17 protein-coding genes are annotated in these 19,722 nt (G+C 36.8%); 15 read left to right on the forward strand and 2 right to left on the reverse strand.

Annotated features, from left to right (window positions below; genetic code table 11):
* Positions 1–248: 248 nt before the first annotated feature.
* From AC6CHV_RS00105 to glnA, 10 genes are all read left to right on the forward strand, one after another.
* On the forward strand, positions 249–791 hold the full coding sequence (locus AC6CHV_RS00105) for an outer spore coat protein CotE (RefSeq protein ID WP_121446652.1): 543 nt from the start codon (positions 249–251) through the stop codon (positions 789–791).
* 248 nt (positions 792–1,039) lie between these two features.
* Positions 1,040–3,637 carry a DNA mismatch repair protein MutS gene (gene mutS / locus AC6CHV_RS00110; RefSeq protein WP_498077831.1) on the forward strand — a complete coding sequence of 866 codons (2,598 nt, stop codon included), beginning with the start codon at positions 1,040–1,042 and terminating at the stop codon, positions 3,635–3,637.
* 53 nt (positions 3,638–3,690) lie between these two features.
* Positions 3,691–5,586, forward strand: a complete 1,896-nt coding sequence (mutL, locus tag AC6CHV_RS00115) for a DNA mismatch repair endonuclease MutL (protein WP_341331832.1) — start codon at positions 3,691–3,693, stop codon at positions 5,584–5,586.
* Positions 5,587–5,780: 194 nt separating this feature from the next.
* A complete protein-coding gene (gene miaA, locus AC6CHV_RS00120; RefSeq protein WP_341331831.1) occupies positions 5,781–6,728 on the forward strand; it encodes a tRNA (adenosine(37)-N6)-dimethylallyltransferase MiaA in 948 nt (315 codons plus the stop codon).
* A gap of 93 nt (positions 6,729–6,821) precedes the next feature.
* Positions 6,822–7,046, forward strand: coding sequence for an RNA chaperone Hfq (hfq, locus tag AC6CHV_RS00125; protein ID WP_057999880.1), 225 nt, complete (start codon positions 6,822–6,824; stop codon positions 7,044–7,046).
* A 401-nt stretch (positions 7,047–7,447) separates the two neighbouring features.
* Positions 7,448–8,395 (forward strand): stage V sporulation protein K, encoded by a 948-nt coding sequence (gene spoVK / locus AC6CHV_RS00130; protein ID WP_341331830.1) that lies wholly within the window; start codon positions 7,448–7,450, stop codon positions 8,393–8,395.
* A 135-nt stretch (positions 8,396–8,530) separates the two neighbouring features.
* A complete protein-coding gene (gene hflX / locus AC6CHV_RS00135; RefSeq protein ID WP_341333545.1) occupies positions 8,531–9,772 on the forward strand; it encodes a GTPase HflX in 1,242 nt (413 codons plus the stop codon).
* A 13-nt stretch (positions 9,773–9,785) separates the two neighbouring features.
* Positions 9,786–11,066, forward strand: coding sequence for a methionine gamma-lyase family protein (locus AC6CHV_RS00140; RefSeq protein WP_341331829.1), 1,281 nt, complete (start codon positions 9,786–9,788; stop codon positions 11,064–11,066).
* A gap of 110 nt (positions 11,067–11,176) precedes the next feature.
* Positions 11,177–11,578: a MerR family transcriptional regulator gene (locus AC6CHV_RS00145; protein WP_121446657.1), complete on the forward strand. Its 402-nt coding sequence runs from the start codon at positions 11,177–11,179 to the stop codon at positions 11,576–11,578.
* 53 nt (positions 11,579–11,631) lie between these two features.
* Positions 11,632–12,966, forward strand: a complete 1,335-nt coding sequence (gene glnA, locus AC6CHV_RS00150) for a type I glutamate--ammonia ligase (protein ID WP_341331828.1) — start codon at positions 11,632–11,634, stop codon at positions 12,964–12,966.
* A gap of 87 nt (positions 12,967–13,053) precedes the next feature.
* Here the strand turns inward: glnA and lexA are convergent, their stop codons facing one another.
* Positions 13,054–13,680 carry a transcriptional repressor LexA gene (gene lexA / locus AC6CHV_RS00155; protein ID WP_121446659.1) on the reverse strand — a complete coding sequence of 209 codons (627 nt, stop codon included), beginning with the start codon at positions 13,678–13,680 and terminating at the stop codon, positions 13,054–13,056.
* A gap of 405 nt (positions 13,681–14,085) precedes the next feature.
* Between lexA and AC6CHV_RS00160 the strand changes: the two genes are divergently transcribed.
* From AC6CHV_RS00160 to AC6CHV_RS00175, 4 genes are all read left to right on the forward strand, one after another.
* Positions 14,086–14,316 (forward strand): DUF896 domain-containing protein, encoded by a 231-nt coding sequence (locus AC6CHV_RS00160; RefSeq protein ID WP_341331827.1) that lies wholly within the window; start codon positions 14,086–14,088, stop codon positions 14,314–14,316.
* 112 nt (positions 14,317–14,428) lie between these two features.
* Positions 14,429–16,429, forward strand: a complete 2,001-nt coding sequence (gene tkt / locus AC6CHV_RS00165) for a transketolase (RefSeq protein WP_498077832.1) — start codon at positions 14,429–14,431, stop codon at positions 16,427–16,429.
* Positions 16,430–16,574: 145 nt separating this feature from the next.
* The gene (gene sirA, locus AC6CHV_RS00170; RefSeq protein WP_341331825.1) at positions 16,575–17,015 is read left to right on the forward strand and encodes a sporulation inhibitor of replication protein SirA; all 441 of its coding nucleotides are present in this window, start codon (positions 16,575–16,577) and stop codon (positions 17,013–17,015) included.
* 87 nt (positions 17,016–17,102) lie between these two features.
* Positions 17,103–17,327, forward strand: coding sequence for a YneF family protein (locus AC6CHV_RS00175; RefSeq protein WP_099362934.1), 225 nt, complete (start codon positions 17,103–17,105; stop codon positions 17,325–17,327).
* Between the two features lie 89 nt (positions 17,328–17,416).
* On the opposite strand, the gene AC6CHV_RS00180 is transcribed toward AC6CHV_RS00175, so the two are convergent.
* Positions 17,417–17,806, reverse strand: coding sequence for a VOC family protein (locus AC6CHV_RS00180; protein ID WP_341331824.1), 390 nt, complete (start codon positions 17,804–17,806; stop codon positions 17,417–17,419).
* A 164-nt stretch (positions 17,807–17,970) separates the two neighbouring features.
* Between AC6CHV_RS00180 and AC6CHV_RS00185 the strand changes: the two genes are divergently transcribed.
* Entirely contained in the window at positions 17,971–19,719 is a 1,749-nt protein-coding gene (locus AC6CHV_RS00185) for an ABC transporter transmembrane domain-containing protein (protein WP_498077833.1), read from the forward strand.
* Positions 19,720–19,722 lie beyond the last annotated feature (3 nt).

The raw sequence follows: 19,722 nt of genomic DNA on the forward strand, positions 1-19,722 counted from the left end.
AAAGGTACATAAATGGGCGAACCCGCATACAATGAACTATACGGTACTCGTAAGGTTAAGTATAAAGAGAACGACAATGCATTTTTTTAGTATTTTCTTTGATTGGTTTATTCAACTTTTTTCGTGTACTCATAAGGAAACAACAAAGTAAATTGAAAAAAGTTTGTAAAAAGAAATCAGTCTTTAGCACACTAGTCAAATGTCCCGCATAGGATGAATTGAAGATTGATTGAGGAGGGTTTGTTCGAATGTCTGAATACAGAGAGATTATCACAAAAGCTGTTGTAGGTAAAGGACGTAAATTTTCACAGTCTACTTATACCATTTCTCCACCTCACCACCCATCAAGCATTTTGGGATGCTGGATTATTAACCACAAGTATGAAGCAAAGAAAGAAGGTAATAAAATAGTAGTATACGGAAAATTTGATGTCAACGTGTGGTATTCTTTTGGTAACAATACCAAAACAGAGGTTGTTACTGAAACACTTTCATACACAGACCACATCAAGCTAAAGTATAGAGACGAGAATTTCCTAGATGATGACTGTGACGTGATTGTTAATGTGTTGCAACAGCCAAACTGCTTAGAATGTACGATCTCACCTAACGGGAACAAAATTTTAGTTGAGGTTGAAAGAGAGCTAATGGCAGAAATTATTGGGGAAACAAAGGTTTGCGTACATGTGAATCCAGATGGATGCTATGATGATGATAAGGATTGGGATGTAGACGACGAAGAATTCGAGGATTTAAATCCTGACTTCTTAGTTGGCGATTTAGAAGAATAATTGGAAACTAGGAGGCATGACTTCCTAGTTTTTTTTTCATGTAATGGGAGACAAGTCCTGCCCTTTCCTTTTTTAAGTTATGTTATACTATTGGAAGATAAAACTTTACTCAGTCGGGCGACCGACTAAGTAAAGTCAAAGCCTCCGGCGGATGCCACGATTTTTCAAAGGTAACATTTCGAGCAAGTTCGAAAAAAATCGGGCGCAAATACGCCGAGGCGCATTTGATTGTTGTTGGGGGATTTTAAATGGCAGAGTATACGCCGATGATAAAGCAGTATTTAACGATTAAGGCAGATTATCAAGATGCCTTTTTATTTTTTAGACTAGGTGATTTTTACGAAATGTTTTTTGATGATGCAGTAAATGCATCACAAATTTTAGAAATAACGTTAACGGCTAGAGATGGTGGTGTTGAAGAAAAAATCCCGATGTGCGGGGTCCCTTATCACTCAGCTGCAGGATATATTGAACAATTAGTGAATCAAGGATATAAAGTTGCGATCTGTGAGCAAACAGAAGACCCAAAACAGGCAAAAGGTGTCGTAAAACGTGAAGTTATACAATTAATTACACCTGGAACTGTAATGGAAGGTAAAAACTTACTAGATAAAGAAAATAATTTTCTAGCAACCGTTTCAAACTTTTCCGATAATTCTTTCGGATTTGCATTAACTGACTTAACAACAGGTGAAAACCGCGTCTCATTATTGTCTTCCCAGTTTGAAGAAGTTATCGGAGAAATTTATGCAAATGGTGTAAAAGAGGTTGTTGTTTCGACAGATTTTGACGATCAGTATAAAAAAGCAATGATTGAACGTTGCCAGGTAACGATTTCGTATGAAGATAATTGCACAATTGCTGAACATTTTCAACAGCTTACCGAGAGGCTTGAGGATGAGAAATTGATTCTTACTTTTGGAAGATTATTAAATTATTTAATAAAAACGCAAAAGCGCTCACTTGATCACCTTCAACAGGTTCGTATTTTTTATATTAATCAATTCATGAAAATTGATCTTTATTCAAAACGTAATCTTGAGCTTACTGAAACGATCCGTAATAAAGGGAAAAAGGGTTCATTACTTTGGCTTCTGGACCAAACAGTTACTGCAATGGGAGGTCGTCTGTTAAAACACTGGATCGACAGACCGTTATTAAATAAAAATGAAATTGAAGCCCGGCTTAACATGGTTCAAACCTTTATTGAACACTATTTTGAAAGATTAGAATTAAGGGATTTATTGAAGGAAGTATATGATCTTGAACGACTGGCGGGACGTGTGGCTTTCGGAAATGTAAATGCAAGAGACCTATTACAACTCAAAAAATCACTTGAGCAGGTTCCGGGAATTTATCAACTTGTAACACAGTTGCAGCACCCATATGCGGACAATCTCAGCAAGCAAATGGATCTTTGCGAATCATTAACCGACCTTCTTAAACGTTCCATTAAGGAGTCAGCTCCTTTGTCTATTAAAGAAGGAGATATTATTCAAGATGGTTACAATGCCACCCTTGACCAATATCGTGATGCAAGCCGAAATGGTAAAACATGGATTGCATCCTTAGAAAAACAGGAACGAGAAAAAACAGGAATAAAGTCTTTAAAGATTGGATATAACCGTGTCTTTGGATATTATATCGAAGTAACAAAGTCCAATTTACAGTACTTACCCGAGGGTCTGTATGAAAGAAAACAAACTCTAACTAATGCAGAACGTTTTATCACCCCTGAGCTTAAAGAAAAAGAAACATTAATTCTTGAAGCAGAGGAAAAGATTGTCCAATTAGAATATGATCTTTTTCTTGATATTCGCGAACAAGTTAAGAGCTATATTCCAAGACTTCAGACATTAGCAAAGGTCATAAGTGAGCTTGATGTACTGCAGTGCTTTGCAACGATAAGTGAAGAACGCCATTATTGTATGCCTCATTTTTCTGAGGACAAGCTCTTTATTAAAGATGGACGTCATCCGGTTGTTGAGAAAGTGATGCAGGCACAGGAATATGTTCCAAATGATTGTGTGATGGAGCAAGGACGGTCATTGCTTCTTATTACAGGACCAAATATGTCTGGTAAGAGTACGTATATGAGACAGATTGCACTGATCTCAATTTTGGCACAAATTGGTTGTTTTGTTCCAGCAAGTGAAGCTGTTCTACCAATATATGATCAAGTATTCACTCGTATCGGTGCCGCAGATGACTTAATCTCTGGACAAAGTACTTTTATGGTAGAAATGCTTGAAGCAAAAAATGCCATTGTCAACGCAACATCGAAAAGCTTATTATTATTTGACGAAATTGGACGTGGAACATCTACTTATGACGGAATGGCGCTTGCACAAGCTATTATTGAATATATTCACCAAAATATCGGAGCACACACATTGTTCTCTACTCATTATCACGAGCTGACCGATTTAGAAACAGGTCTGGAAAACTTAGTGAATGTTCATGTGAGTGCGATAGAGGAAAATGATAATGTCGTCTTCCTTCACAAAATTAAAGAAGGCGCAGCAGATAAAAGCTATGGAATTCATGTAGCAAAACTTGCTGAGCTTCCTGAGAACTTAATTGAACGTGCAAAAGAAATATTAAATCATCTTGAGCAAGGTGAAAAAGAAATAGCTGTAACAAAAGAAGAATCGATTGACCTTACAGACAATTTACAGCTTTCATTTTTTGGGGAAACGAAGTCAACCTACCAAAAAGAAGAAAAGGATGTGTCTTCTAAGGAAAAGGATGTCTTGAAATCCATCAAAGATATGGATATTTTAGGACTTACACCTTTAGAGGCAATCAATAAGTTATACGAAATTCAAAAACAATTAAAAGGATAAAAACGAAGGTTCAATAAATTTTTGATTTTCTTAAAAGAGAATGAGGTGAAGGCATGGGGAAAATCGTCCAACTAGATGACCTTCTTTCAAATAAAATAGCAGCAGGGGAAGTAGTGGAGAGGCCAGCCTCAGTTGTAAAGGAATTAGTTGAGAATGCCATCGACGCAAACAGTACTGTTATCGAAATTGAAATAGAAGAAGCGGGCCTTTCCAAAATTCGAATTATTGACAATGGTGATGGCATGGATAGTGAGGATTGTGTGAATGCCTTTCATCGTCATGCAACAAGTAAAATAAAGGACGAAAATGATTTATTTCGAATCCGGACATTAGGGTTTAGAGGTGAGGCATTACCTAGTATTGCCTCTGTTTCTGAACTAGAAATGAAGACCAGTACGGGAGATAATTCAGGTACTCATATTCTCATAAAAGGTGGACAGATTGCGGAGAAAAAGGCAACAAATAGTCGTAAAGGAACTGACATTACAGTTTCTAATCTTTTCTTTAATACTCCAGCTCGCTTAAAATATTTAAAAACCGTTCACACAGAGCTTGGCAATATTACCGATGCTGTCAATCGGATTGCCCTTGCTCACCCGGAAGTTTCCTTTCGGTTATTGCATAATGGAAAACGCCTTTTATATACAAGTGGGAATGGGGATGTTAGACAGGTACTTGCTGCGATCTATGGTTTAGGAATTGCAAAGCAAATGGTCCCTATTCATTTGCAATCATTAGACTTTAGTGTAGAAGGCTATATATCTATGCCTGAAGTTACAAGGGCATCAAGAAACTATATATCAACCATTATTAATGGTAGATATATAAGAAATTTTCCACTAGTTAAAGCTATACAGCAAGGCTACCATACCTTATTACCGATTGGAAGATTTCCAATTGTCTTACTCGACATTAAGATGGACCCATTGTTAGTTGATGTGAATGTCCATCCAGCAAAACTAGAGGTTAGGATTAGTAAAGAACAAGAACTAAATCAATTAATTGATCAAGGAATTAAGGATGTTTTTAAACATAAACAACTAATCCCGGATGCCATAAATCCAAAGAAGAAGGAAGTTCAAAAATCGGAGCAGCAAGAATTCGTATTTCAGCATTCCATAAAAACTGAACCACAAGAAAAACAACCCTTTGTCCCTAAATTTGTTGAGACCATTCAACAGGCTTCGAGGAAAGAAGAACTTAATATTGAAACACCAACTCAGGTCATTACATCTGTATATGAAGAAAAACCATATGATACGGAAAAACTGGTAATTGAAGAAAATGATTACACAACTACCGGTTCCTTGGATGAGATTGAAGAGACAGATTTTGAAGGTACTGAAATCAACATAAATAAAGATGAACGTGTGCCAGTTATGTATCCCATCGGTCAAATGCACGGAACATATATCCTTGCTCAAAATGAGAAAGGTTTATATATTATCGATCAACATGCAGCTCAGGAGCGAATTAAATATGAATATTTCAGAGAAAAAGTAGGAGAAAATATTTCTGATCTTCAGGAACTTCTTCTTCCGATTACATTGGAATATTCAACTGATGAATGTATCAACATAAATGCGCATAAGCAAGATTTAGAACAGGTTGGAATCTACTTGGAACCATTCGGCCATAACAGTTACATTGTACGTTCACATCCCCAATGGTTTCCAAAAGGTGATGAAAAAGAAGTCATTGAGGAAATTATCGAGCAAGTGCTTAATGATAAGAAAATAGATATTAAGAAATTAAGAGAGGCAGCAGCGATTATGATGAGCTGTAAAGCTTCTATAAAAGCGAACCACCATTTACGTAACGATGAAATATTTGCATTACTTGAAACGCTCCGTAAAACAAGTGATCCATTTACATGTCCTCACGGTCGACCAATCATCATACACCATTCGACCTATGAAATGGAAAAGATGTTCAAACGAGTCATGTAAATAAACGATATAAAAAGTGCGGAAAACTCGCTAAATAGGCGAGTTTTCCCTATATAAGACAAAAGTAGTAGGAAACTATGATAAGGTTCAAGAAAATTGTTATTTTCTAAGTCAATTTGGTTATAATAATTTAGTATTCGTCTTATTATCTATGTTACGATAATAGTATGAATTGAGGTAAAGGTAGTGATTGATTGGAAGAATTGAAAAAAGAAAAACTTGTCGTTCTAATTGGTCCAACCGCAGTTGGAAAGACGAAACTAAGCATAGAACTTGCCAAAAAGCTTAATGCTGAAATTATAAGTGGAGATTCCATGCAAATTTATAAAGGGATGGACATCGGTACTGCCAAAATCACTAAAGATGAAATGGAAGGGATACCCCACCATCTCATTGATATTAAGGAACCACATGAGAGCTTTTCGGTAGCGGAGTTTCAAGAGGTTGTAAGAAAGTTAATAACGGAAATACATAATCGTGGTAAATTACCGATGATTGTTGGGGGGACAGGGCTTTATATTCAATCTGTAATATATGATTATCAATTTACAGATGATGCCTCAAACCCTGAATATCGGAATATACTTGAAAAAAAAGTTGCTGAAAGGGGAGTTGAACCTCTTTATCAGGAACTAAAAAAAATAGACCCGGAGAGTGCAGAACGGATTCACCCCAACAATGTAAGAAGAGTCATTCGAGCCTTAGAGATTTACAAAACAACTGGGAAAACGATGACCGAATATTTGGAGGGACAGAAGCATGAACTTATCTATGATGTTGCCCTAATTGGATTAACAATGGAACGAGAGAAATTGTATGATCGCATTAACCATAGGGTTGACTTGATGATAGAGTCGGGACTGCTTGAAGAGGTAACAAAATTCCATTCTCAAGGTTTACGAGATTGCCAATCCATCCAAGCAATTGGCTATAAAGAACTTTATAGTTATTTAGATGGGGCATCATCCCTAGACGAAGCAATCCAACAATTAAAACAAAATACACGCAGATATGCAAAGCGACAATTAACATGGTTTCGAAATAAAATCGATGTAAAATGGTTTGATATGTCAGCAAATAATGAGTTTAAAGAAAAATTTAATGAAATTTATAAATATATAGCAGGAAAGCTAGGAATTTAAGAGAATAGATAATATAAGATGTATTCGATTGTTCAAAATTGGGCAATGACAGTTTCGGCATTTTGTGCCGTAGATTCTAGAGGAGGACATTTCATGAAACAAGCAATCAATATCCAAGACCAAATTTTAAACACTCTACGTAAGGATGGGACATTTGTAACAGTATTCTTATTAAATGGATACCAATTACGAGGATTAGTGAAAGGCTTTGATAACTTTACAGTTCTATTAGAAACTGAAGGGAAGCAGCAACTTATTTATAAGCACGCAATTTCTACTTTCGCTCCACAAAAAAACATTAAACTAGAGCTTGAATAAATTACCGAAAAAACAACCTTACTTTGATAAGTAAGGTTGTTTTTTTCATCTTGTCTAATTTTTCTTCAAGATTTGTAAATTGGCTCATATACATATAGTGTTATGGAATATTTTCCGGGAAAGCGCAATCTTTGACAAAAAGCAAGAGTCTTTTGTAATAAAAGTGAGAAAATTGTAGAAATAAAAGGGAAATTTAGTTTGCGATCTAGGTCTAGCTCCAGGCGCCATCGGCTCGAGTCATAAGCCAATCGCTTCTGAAGGTAAAAAGCACCTTCTGTCAGCGCTCGTCTTATGCTTGTCACCGATAGGCGGGCGCCTTGCGCTTTTCTATATTTCCTTGGGCTTTTGTCACGAATTTAACCCAACAACGTATAATGTACTGAAATGAGAGGTGAGAGCTCTTGGATCAACAACCCATTACAATGAAGAACAATGGACAAATAAATGTCGTTCTGAATGGAGAAAAAAAGAAATTAAAAGTACTGCACTCTACTTCTAGAGAAGCTATTTCAACGAAAATCCAAACAAAACATACAGCTCTAAAAGAAATAGAGGAAGAAATGAGCGCTCTTGTAGGTATGGATGAAATGAAGAAAATGGTAAAGGAAATCTATGCTTGGATTTATATTAATAAAAAGCGAGAAGAACAGGGTTTAAAGGTAGGAAAACAAGCATTACACATGATGTTTAAAGGAAACCCTGGAACAGGTAAGACGACTGTTGCACGATTATTAGGGAAATTATTTCTGCAAATGAATGTCCTATCAAAAGGGCATCTCATTGAAGCAGAAAGAGCTGACCTGGTCGGGGAATATATTGGTCATACCGCACAAAAGACACGGGATTTAATTAAAAAGGCTATTGGTGGCATATTATTCATTGATGAGGCGTATTCCCTAGCTAGAGGTGGAGAAAAGGACTTCGGAAAAGAAGCTATAGATACGTTAGTTAAACATATGGAAGATAAGCAGCACGAATTTGTTTTGATTTTAGCGGGATACTCAAAAGAAATGGACCATTTCTTATCTTTAAATCCAGGATTATATTCTCGTTTTCCACTTGTAATTGATTTTCCGGATTATACCGTTGAACAGTTAATGGAAATTTCAGCAAAAATGATGGTGGAACGTGAATATGAATTCAGTCCAGAGGCAGAAAGAAAATTACGTGAGCATTTACTTGCTGTTAAAATGGATTCTTACCCCGGAAAATTTAGTAATGGGCGTTACGTTCGGAATATCATCGAAAAATCAATTCGAAGTCAAGCAATGAGATTATTAATCGACGATACTTACAGTAAACAGGACCTTCAGACAATAAGAACACAGGACTTGATTTTCAAAGAATAAACGTGCCGCCTATTATTAGGCGGTTTATTTTAATTTCAAAATTGGTATAGTTTCATTAAATTTGATATGATAACGTAAGAAAAACACCTTCCATGAAAGTAGGTAAATTGATTGGTAAACGAACAAAAGAAAGATATGGAAAAAGCGATACTTGTAGGCTGTCATATTCAAAATGAAGACGAAAGTCGGTTTGAATATTCGCTCGAAGAATTACAATCATTAACTAAAACAGCCAAGGGCCAAGTGGTAATGACTGTTACGCAGAAGCGTGCAAAAGTCCATCCTGCTACATACATAGGAAAAGGTAAAGTGGAAGAGTTAGTGCATCTTGAAGAAGAACTAGGGCCAGATGTAATCATTTTTAATGATGAGTTATCCCCAAGCCAAGTAAGGAATCTATCTTCTAGTCTTCAAGCTAGGGTGATTGATCGAACCCAGCTGATTCTTGACATCTTTGCTTCTAGAGCAAACTCAAAAGAAGGAAAATTACAGGTAGAATTAGCTCAGCTCCAATATCTATTACCCCGATTAACAGGTAAGGGGATTGAATTATCAAGACTCGGTGGTGGAATTGGGACGAGAGGTCCAGGGGAAACAAAACTAGAGACCGATAGAAGACATATTCATAAGCGGATTGATGATATCAAAAATCAATTATCAGTTATTGTACAGCACAGGGAGCGCTATCGCGAACGAAGAAAGAAAAATAATACATATCAAATCGCATTGGTAGGTTATACAAATGCAGGGAAATCGACATTATTTAATAGACTAACTGAGGCAGATTCATTTGAAGAAAATTTATTATTTGCGACACTTGACCCAATGACTCGTAAAATGATTCTTCCATGTGGATTAACTACACTATTAACTGATACAGTAGGATTTATTCAAGATTTGCCTACTTCGCTAATAGCTGCGTTTCGCTCAACTTTAGAAGAGGTAAAAGAAGCAGATTTAATTGTTCATGTGGTTGATTCTTCAAATCCTGATTATTTTAATCATGAAAAAACAGTATTGAAGCTTTTGGATGAACTAGGTGTTGAATCAATTCCGATTCTGACTATTTATAATAAAAAAGATAAAGTTCACCCTGATTTTGTTCCTTCGTCAACATCTAAATCCATTTTAGTTAGTGCTTTTGATGAAAATGATTTAGTGGTAATTAAGACAAGGGTAGAGGATTCAATGATTGAGGAGATGAAAGAATACAAGGTATCTCTACCTAGCTCGGAAGGTAGATTATTAGCACATTTAAAACAAGAAACGATTTTGAAAGAACTTCGTTACAATGAAGAAGCGGAAAAATACGATTGCACTGGCTTTATTTTTCCAAGTCACTCATTGAATGGTCAACTAGACGATTTTCAATCATAAAGGGGAAAACATCATGTTTACAGAATTAGATTATGGTAAACTAATTTCGGAATTAGTTGAAGAAACCGAACAAGAAATTAAAGAGGTTCATACGAAGATTGATAAAAATATTGATTACAATCAATATCAAGTGTTAAAAAGCTTCCAAGATAATCGAGTAAGTGATTCTCACTTCATTCCCTCAACAGGCTATGGCTATGATGATATTGGAAGAGATACATTGGAAGCGGTGTACGCCCATATTTTTGGGGGTGAAGCAGCACTTGTACGTCCGCAAATTATTTCAGGGACTCATGCCATTTCGATTGCATTGTTTGGTGTGTTGCGACCGAATGATGAATTGCTATATATTACAGGAAATCCATATGATACTTTAGAAGAGATTGTAGGGATTAGAGGTACAGGAAATGGATCCTTAAAGGAGTTTCATATTGGATATAATACAGTCGATTTAACACCTGAAGGAAGACCAGACTTTGAAGCAATTAAAAATGCTATTCATGAAAATACAAAAATGATTGGAATTCAGCGTTCAAAAGGATATGCAACAAGACCTTCCTTTACGATTGCAGAAATAAAAGAAATGATCCAGTTCGTCAAAGAAATCAAGTCTGATGTTGTTGTTTTTGTTGATAATTGTTATGGTGAATTCGTTGAATTACAAGAGCCATGTCATGTAGGAGCTGATTTAATTGCCGGTTCGCTTATTAAAAACCCAGGAGGCGGACTTGCAAAAACTGGCGGATATTTAGTGGGAAAAAAAGAACTTGTTGAAGCATGTTCATATCGAATGACATCCCCTGGCATTGGAGCAGAAGCAGGGGCATCACTTTATTCTCTGCAGGAAATGTATCAGGGATTATTCCTTGCACCACATATTGTGGGACAAGCGTTAAAAGGAGCCGTATTTACAGCTGCGATTTTAGAAAAAATCGGTCTGAAAACAGAGCCAAGCTGGGATAGTGAAAGAACAGATTTAATTCAATCTGTTCAATTTGATAACAAAGATATGATGGTTTCCTTCTGTCAAGCAATCCAATATGCTTCTCCTATAAACTCACACGTAACGCCATATCCAAGTTATATGCCGGGGTATGAGGATGACGTGATCATGGCAGCAGGAACGTTTATTCAAGGTGCTAGCATTGAATTAACAGCGGATGGTCCAACACGTCCTCCATATGTTGCATATGTACAAGGTGGACTTACATATTCTCATGTGAAAATTGCCATTTGTCTTGCGCTTAACCAATTGCTTACTAAACAACTAATTTCGATAAAGAATGAGGATTAAACTCCTCTTTTTTTATATGAAATTTCATGTTATGTTTTCTAACATTGTGTTGACAGATAATCTAACATCATATAATATTAACTTATTCATTGCGAAAAGGAGGATCCCATATGAGTGATGAAATTCGGCGTTCCATGCCACTCTTTCCGATTGGAATTGTCATGCAATTAACTGAATTATCTGCAAGGCAAATTCGCTATTATGAGGAAAATGGTTTGATTTCTCCAGCAAGAACTGAAACAAATCGAAGACTATACTCATTTAATGACGTTGATCGATTACTTGAAATAAAAAGCTTGATCGAACAAAAGGTCAATTTGGCAGGAATTAAACAAATATTCGCAGTCCGAAATTCAGGACAAGTTGCGGAAGAAAAGCCTGTTGAGCCTGTGAAACAGGAAATATCTAATTCTGAGCTGAGAAAACTTTTAAGAAATGAATTATTGCAAGCTGGAAGATTTAAAAAGCAGTCAGGTCCGCATCATAATGATATGTCGAGATTTTTTCATTAATAGCATATTGATTACAAAACTATACTTACAACTAGGTTTGGGGAGGAAACACAATGTCCAAATATACGAAAGATGATATTTTTCGTTTAGCAAAAGAAGAGAATGTAAAATTTATTCGTTTACAATTTACAGATATTCTTGGAACAATTAAAAACGTTGAAATTCCCGTAAGTCAATTAGAAAAAGCATTGAGCAATAAAATGATGTTTGATGGCTCTTCAATCGAAGGCTTTGTTCGTATCGAAGAATCAGATATGTACCTATATCCAGATTTAAATACATGGGTAGTTTTCCCGTGGACTGCAGAAAAAGGGAAGGTTGCTCGTTTAATTTGTGATATTCATAATGCGGATGGTACTCCATTCGAAGGGGACCCTCGTAACAACTTAAAGAGAGTCTTGAAAGAAATGGAAGAACTAGGATTTACGGATTTCAATCTTGGCCCTGAACCTGAGTTTTTCTTATTTAAGTTAAATGAAAAAGGTGAACCAACTCTTGAACTTAACGATAATGGTGGTTACTTTGACTTAGCGCCAACAGACCTTGGTGAAAACTGCCGCCGTGATATCGTATTAGAGCTTGAGGAAATGGGATTTGAAATTGAAGCTTCTCACCATGAGGTTGCACCTGGACAACATGAAATTGATTTTAAATACGAGGATGCTTTAACAGCGTGTGATGAAATTCAGACTTTTAAGCTTGTTGTAAAAACAATTGCTCGTAAACATGGTTTACATGCAACCTTTATGCCAAAACCATTGTTTGGAGTAGCGGGTTCAGGAATGCACTGTAACCTATCATTATTCAAAGGCGCGGAAAATGCATTCTTTGATCCTAATGCGGATCTACAATTAAGTGATAATGCTAGACATTTTATTGCAGGTATTTTAAAGCATGCGCCTAATTTTACAGCTGTTACAAATCCAACTGTAAACTCATATAAACGACTAGTACCTGGTTATGAAGCACCTTGCTATGTGGCTTGGTCTGCTCAAAATAGAAGTCCACTTGTTCGTATCCCAGCTTCACGTGGTTTAAGCACACGTGTCGAGGTGCGTTCAGTTGACCCGGCAGCAAACCCTTATATGGCAATGGCTGTACTATTAGCTGCAGGATTAGATGGTATCAAAAACAAATTGACACCACCAGCACCTGTTGACAGAAACATCTATGTGATGAATAAAGAAGAGCGTAATGAAGCGGGCATTGTGGATTTACCACCAACTTTATCTCTTGCATTGGATATGCTTAAGCAGGATGAAGTGTTAATCAAAGCATTAGGCGGACATCTGTTCGAACACTTTATTGAAGCAAAAGAGATCGAATGGGATATGTTCCGTACCCAGGTTCATCCATGGGAGAGAGAGCAATACATGACTATGTATTAATAAATGAACCCTTAACACGTGGATGTGTTAAGGGTTTTTTTGCTAATAAAAAAGGAACATTTCATTTAGAAATGTTCCTTTTTTAGATTAATGAATTGTACGGTATACGCCAATAACTTTTCCTAATATGACTACGTTTTTAAGGATGATCGGTTCGAGCATTGAGTTTTCCGGTTGCAAGCGGATATGATCTTTTTCCTTAAAGAAACGTTTTACAGTCGCTTCATCTTCCTCTGTCATTGCAACAACAATATCCCCATTGTTAGCTGAATGCTGTTGTCTAACAATCACATAGTCTCCGTCAAGAATCCCCGCTTCGATCATACTATCTCCCATTATCTCAAGCATAAAAATTTGGTCATCATGGGCAGCAAAACGATCAGGTAATGGGAAGTACTCTTCAATATTTTCCACAGCTGTAATTGGTTGTCCTGCAGTAACCTTACCTATGACTGGGACATTCACAACGTTTGCAGTTGGAATTGTTTCATTTTCGTCAACTTGTAAAATTTCAATCGCGCGAGGTTTAGTAGGGTCTCTTCGAATCAAGCCTTTGCTTTCTAGTCTGGACAAATGTCCGTGTACTGTTGAACTTGATGCTAAACCAACAGCCTCCCCAATTTCCCTTACGGAAGGTGGGTAGCCCTTTTCTTTAACTTCTTGTTTTATGTAATTCAATATATCCTGCTGTCTTTTAGAAAGCTTCGTTGTCATCTTCGCTCATCCCCTTGCACTTATATTATATATGTATTTAAATCTTCTCTTCGATCTCACTGTTCAGGTGACCTAGTAAATTCGACAAATACCGAATTTCTTAAGTTGAGTATAGCATGTTTTACTAGATTATACAAACATAAGTTCGAATTTTTGTTGACACAAAACAAATGTTCGGTCTATAATAGAAATATAAAATACGAACAAACATTCTATAGGAGTGAAATAAAGATGTTAAGGAAATTACAAGGCGGATTTATCTATTATGTACTATTTGTTTTATTAAGTATGGGAATGGTTATTATTAGTGCAAGCTAAATGCGTAATGTGGATGACTTGTAAAATATCTTTTCATCTAGTACTATGAACTATGATTTAGAAAAGAATAAACAAGGAGTAATAATTATGCTTTCAAAAGATAAAATCAATCGGATCAATGCTCTTGCAAAAAAAGCGAAGACAGTTGGTCTTACGGATAAAGAAAAAGAAGAACAGCAAGAGCTTAGACAAGAGTACCTACGTGTTTTTAGAAGTTCAATGACTAATACATTACATTCTGTAAAAGTTGTTGATCCAGAGGGTAATGATGTAACCCCAGAAAAACTGAAAAATAGTAAGCGGAAAAGATTGCATTAATAAAGAATACATAGATTTCTATGTATTCTTTTTTTTTTGTGCATACTATCAATGAAGAACTGCTATGTTTTATGTTAGTTCGTTAGAAACTCTTGAAAGGATGTTTATTTTTATGACACAATCACTAACAGACTTGTCGATAGCGTCAATTCGAACACTTTCTATTGATGCTGTTGAAAAGGCAAATTCAGGACACCCAGGTATGCCAATGGGAGCAGCACCCATGACATATGCTTTATGGACTCGACATATGAAACATAACCCGAAAAACCCACATTGGTTCAACCGTGATCGATTTGTTTTATCTGCGGGACACGGCTCTGCATTATTGTACAGTATGTTACACCTATCTGGTTACGACTTAACAATTGATGACTTAAAGCAGTTTCGCCAATGGGGCAGTAAGACCCCGGGGCATCCTGAGTATGGCCACACGGCAGGTGTCGATGCAACTACTGGCCCACTCGGCCAAGGTATTGCTATGGCTGTTGGAATGGCGATGGCAGAACGCCATTTAGCGGGTGTCTATAATAATGACTCAATTGAAATTGTTAACCATTATACATATGCCATTTGTGGTGATGGTGACCTGATGGAAGGTGTATCAGGTGAGGCTTCATCATTAGCAGGACATCTAAAATTAGGTCGACTAATTGTTTTGTATGATTCTAATGATATTTCCCTTGATGGTGATCTTAATCAAGCGTTTTCAGAATCTATCGAACAAAGGTATAAGTCCTATGGCTGGCAATATCTACGTGTTGAGGATGGGAATGATGTAGAAGCGATTGATAAAGCGATTGAGGAGGCTAAAGGAGATTTAGCACGTCCAGCTCTCATTGAAGTTCGAACGACAATTGGTTATGGTTCTCCAAACCGAGCTGGAAAGTCAAAGGCACACGGTGAACCATTGGGAGCCGATGAATTAAAATTAACGAAGGAAGCGTATAACTGGACGTTTGAAAATGATTTTCACATTCCAACTGAGGTCTATACTCATTTTGAGGAAACAGTAAAAAGAAATGGTGAACAAAGTGAACAAGAATGGAATCAAATGTTCAGTCGATACAAGGAGACTAACCCAGAACTCGGGAAGCAGTTAGAAATGGCAATAGAGGGTAGACTTCCTGATGGCTGGGAGAACACGCTACCAGTTTATGAGGTGGGTAAGAAGCTAGCAACCCGAGCATCTTCTGGTGAAGCATTAAATGCAATAGCAAAGAGTGTACCGCAATTCTTTGGCGGTTCAGCTGATTTAGCGGGATCAAATAAAACAATGATTAATGGTGCTGCTGACTTTATGCCTAAGGATTACAGTGGTCGGAATATATGGTTTGGAGTACGTGAGTTCGCAATGGGTGCTGCTTTAAATGGGATGGCTCTTCATGGCGGTGTGAAGGTATATGGGGGAACATTCTTTGTATTCTCCGATTACTTACGACCAGCCATTCGATTAGCTGCTTTAATGAAAGTTCCTGTAACCTATGTATTTACTCACGATAGTATCGCGGTTGGAGAAGATGGACCAACACACGAGCCTGTAGAACAATTACCAGCATTACGAGCAATGCCAAATTTGTCTGTCATTCGACCAGCGGATGGAAATGAAACGGCAGCTGCATGGAGAACGGCTATTGAATCGAAAGAAATTCCTACAGCTCTCATTTTAACGAGACAAAACCTGCCAACATTAGAAGGAACAGCCGAGAAAGCTTATGAAGGTGTTCAGAAAGGTGCTTATGTTCTATCACCTGCAAAATCTGGACAGCCAGCAGCTCTTCTATTAGCAACAGGATCGGAGGTTAGTCTAGCAGTTGAGGCACAAAAACAACTCGCTAGTGAAAATATTGAGGTGTCCGTTATAAGTATGCCTTCATGGGACCGTTTCGAGGCACAGTCAAAAGAATACAAAGAGTCGGTTATTCCTCCGAATGTGAAAAAACGTTTAGCGATTGAAATGGCAACACCACTTGGTTGGGAAAGATATACGGGTGATGAGGGAGATATACTTGGTATCCATGAGTTTGGTGCTTCAGCTCCTGGTGAAATCGTACTGAAGGAATATGGTTTCTCAGTTGAAAATGTAGTAAGCCGTGTAAAACAACTGCTTTAATAAGAAATAGGGGTCGATTCGGGCCCCTGTACTACATAAACAAAAGTTTCGACAAAACTAGACGATTCTTACTCCAACGTCAGACAAAAATCACAGACTCTTTCGAATATACTATTCTTAATAGGTAGTATTAGGAGGAAAGAGTATGAGAGAATACCACATTTATTTAATAGAAGAAGAATTTGCAACTCATTACTTTGGACGGGAATCACTAATCTATCATTTATTTTTAGAGCATAACCAAGCTAAATATGAGCGGAAAGAAATACTCAATAAGCAAATTGAATTTATTACAAGGACGATTCCTTCATTACGTATCCACCAAAAAATTGAAGGAAGCCTTGCTCATTATTCTTATTATAGTCGTCAAAGTCATATGCACACTCTCGAATGGAATGAATTTAATAGCTTTGCAAAACTAACGATACATAATGATTACATCCATTTAGAGTCTACAGGAAGCTATGAAGCTGAGACGGCATTTTTTGAAATCCTTCGTAAATATGATCGTTGTTTCCTAGCAATGGATTTTAAAGCAAACAAATATGGGTGGTTAAACCCGATTAAAGAAAGAAAGTTTGTATAAAAGCTAGGAAAACATAAAACAAATATTGTATAATAGCTAATGGTTTAGTACACTGTAATGAGACAACATGAAGGAGGAAGTTTTTTTATGCAAATGTGGTTAGCTATCTTACTAATCGTGGTAGCTTTACTTGGTGGCGTTGCATTAGGATTTTTTATTGCACGTAAATACATGATGAATTACTTGAAGAAAAATCCACCAATCAATGAGCAAATGCTAAAAGTAATGATGATGCAAATGGGTCAAAAACCATCACAAAAGAAGATCAATCAAATGCTAAAAGCAATGAACGGTCAAATGGACAAGCAATAAAAACTTGGACAAATATGCATTCTACTACCATAAAAAGCCATTTCTCTAGTGAGAATTTCACTGGAAAAGTGGCTTTTTTGTATTCGTTCTTATAATTCCATTTGATCTACGTTAAGCTCGATTAAATTTCCATCGGGATCCGCACAAAAGATTTGCGCAAAACCACTGACGCTATCCGGTTTTTCTAGGACGGTCACATTATTGATTGATAACCAATTTAATGTGTCATAGTAGTTTTCAACTCTTAGTGCAAAATGTCCTTCGCGACTACTTATACTTTTATCCTTTCGAATCGTTTGAGATTCCGGTAGGTAAATTAGATGTAACTGCTGGTTTCCAATTTCATACCAGGCACCAGGGAAATCAAAATTAGGACGTTCAATCTCGTTCAAACATAGAATATTGCTGTAAAAGTCTTTTGCCTTTTCAAGATTCGTTACCGTTAAACTCACATGATGAAGCTCCTTGTATTTAATCATGAATATTCACCTCATTTTTTCTCTAAACCCATTATAGTAAAACTTTTAAGGAAATAGAATATTTTACACTTATTTATCACTTAAAGCTTGGAAGCACCTTCCTAGAATTCTAAAAATTTGGTAAACTATTATGGCACTTATTTCGTCTTTCGGAGGATAATAGGATGAAAATCTTTAAAGAATTAATGTGGTTTTTTAATCAGGAAAAAAAGTCTTACATTACTGGTATTTTTTTATTAATGATTGTTGCTTTATTGGAACTAGTTCCACCAAAAGTAATTGGGATGACGGTTGATTTTATTGCACAAGGTACACTAACAAAAGAAATCTTATATAAGTGGTTAGCTATTTTGTTAGCAACTGCGTGTACCGTTTATATCGTTCGATTCTTTTGGAGAATTATGATTTTTGGCTCATCTGTCAAATTAGCAAGATTACTTAGGAACCGTTTGTATGAACATTTTACGAAGATGTCGCAAGGATTTTTCCAGAAAAGAAGAATTGGTGACTTGATGGCACATTCCACTAATGATTTGCAAGCGATTCAACAAACAGCGGGATCAGGTGTCCTTACCTTAGTCGACTCGCTTGCAACAGGTGGGTTTGTGTTATTGACGATGGCATTTACAATAAATTGGAAGCTAACTTTAATTTGTCTCATACCATTGCCGTTTATGGCTCTCTCTACGAATTATTATGGAACTCTGTTACATAGACGTTTTCATAAGGCGCAGGAAGCTTTTTCTAGTCTTAATGATAAAGTACAAGAAAGTACTAGTGGAATAAAGGTCATTAAAACATTCGGGCAGGAAGAAGAGGATACAAATGTCTTTCGTAAGCAGTCTGATGATGTTGTTCAAAAAAATCTTTCCGTAGCAAAGGTTGATGCCCTTTATGATCCAACGATTTCATTAATTGTAGGCATTTCTTTCTTTCTAGCACTTGTGTTTGGTTCAAGGTATGTGCTATCTGGTGAAATGACACTAGGGGAGTTGGTCACTTTTACAACATACTTAGGACTTTTAATTTGGCCACTACTAGCTTTCGGGTGGCTATTTAATATAGTTGAGCGCGGAAGAGCATCTTATGACCGGGTTTCAAAGCTCTTGGCTGAGCCTATGGAAATAAAAGATTGTGAGAATTCGAGTGAGACGACCCCATCAGGTGATGTCGTATATTCGATTTCAAAATTTGCATATCCTGGAGAACAAAAACAGACACTTAAAGAAATCTATTTTCACTTAAGACAAGGCCAAACACTTGGTATTGTTGGAAAAACGGGTGCAGGAAAAACGACATTGTTGAAACTATTAATTCGTGAAATAGAAGGTTATGAGGGTAACATAATAATAGGCGAAAAAGAGATAAAAGGGTATACGCTAGATGCCTTACGAAAAAGTATTGGGTATGTTCCGCAGGATCATTTTCTTTTCTCGGCAACCGTCGCAGATAATATTGCCTTTGCAAAACCGGATGCATCAATAAATGAAATTTTCGAAGCAGCAAAGACTGCAAATATCCATGATGATATATTGCAGTTTACTGACGGATATGAAACGGTTGTTGGCGAACGCGGGGTGTCTTTATCAGGAGGACAAAAGCAACGTATTTCAATAGCTAGAGCACTCATAATGAACCCAGAAATACTAATTCTAGATGATTCATTATCTGCAGTTGATGCTAAAACAGAAGAGGAAATTTTGCGTGCTTTACGAGAAAATCGACAAGGAAAAACAACCATAATCACATCTCATCGTTTAAGTGCGATTCAGCACGCCAACCAAATTCTTGTCATAGAGAATGGCAGGATAGCTCAGCATGGTACACATGACGAGCTTATGGAGGATGAAGGATGGTATCGTGATATGTATCATCGTCAGCAGCTTGAATCTCTTGTTGAGCATGGAGGGTAGAAA

The sequence above is a fragment of the Ferdinandcohnia sp. GQ5 genome (genome assembly GCF_059759275.1).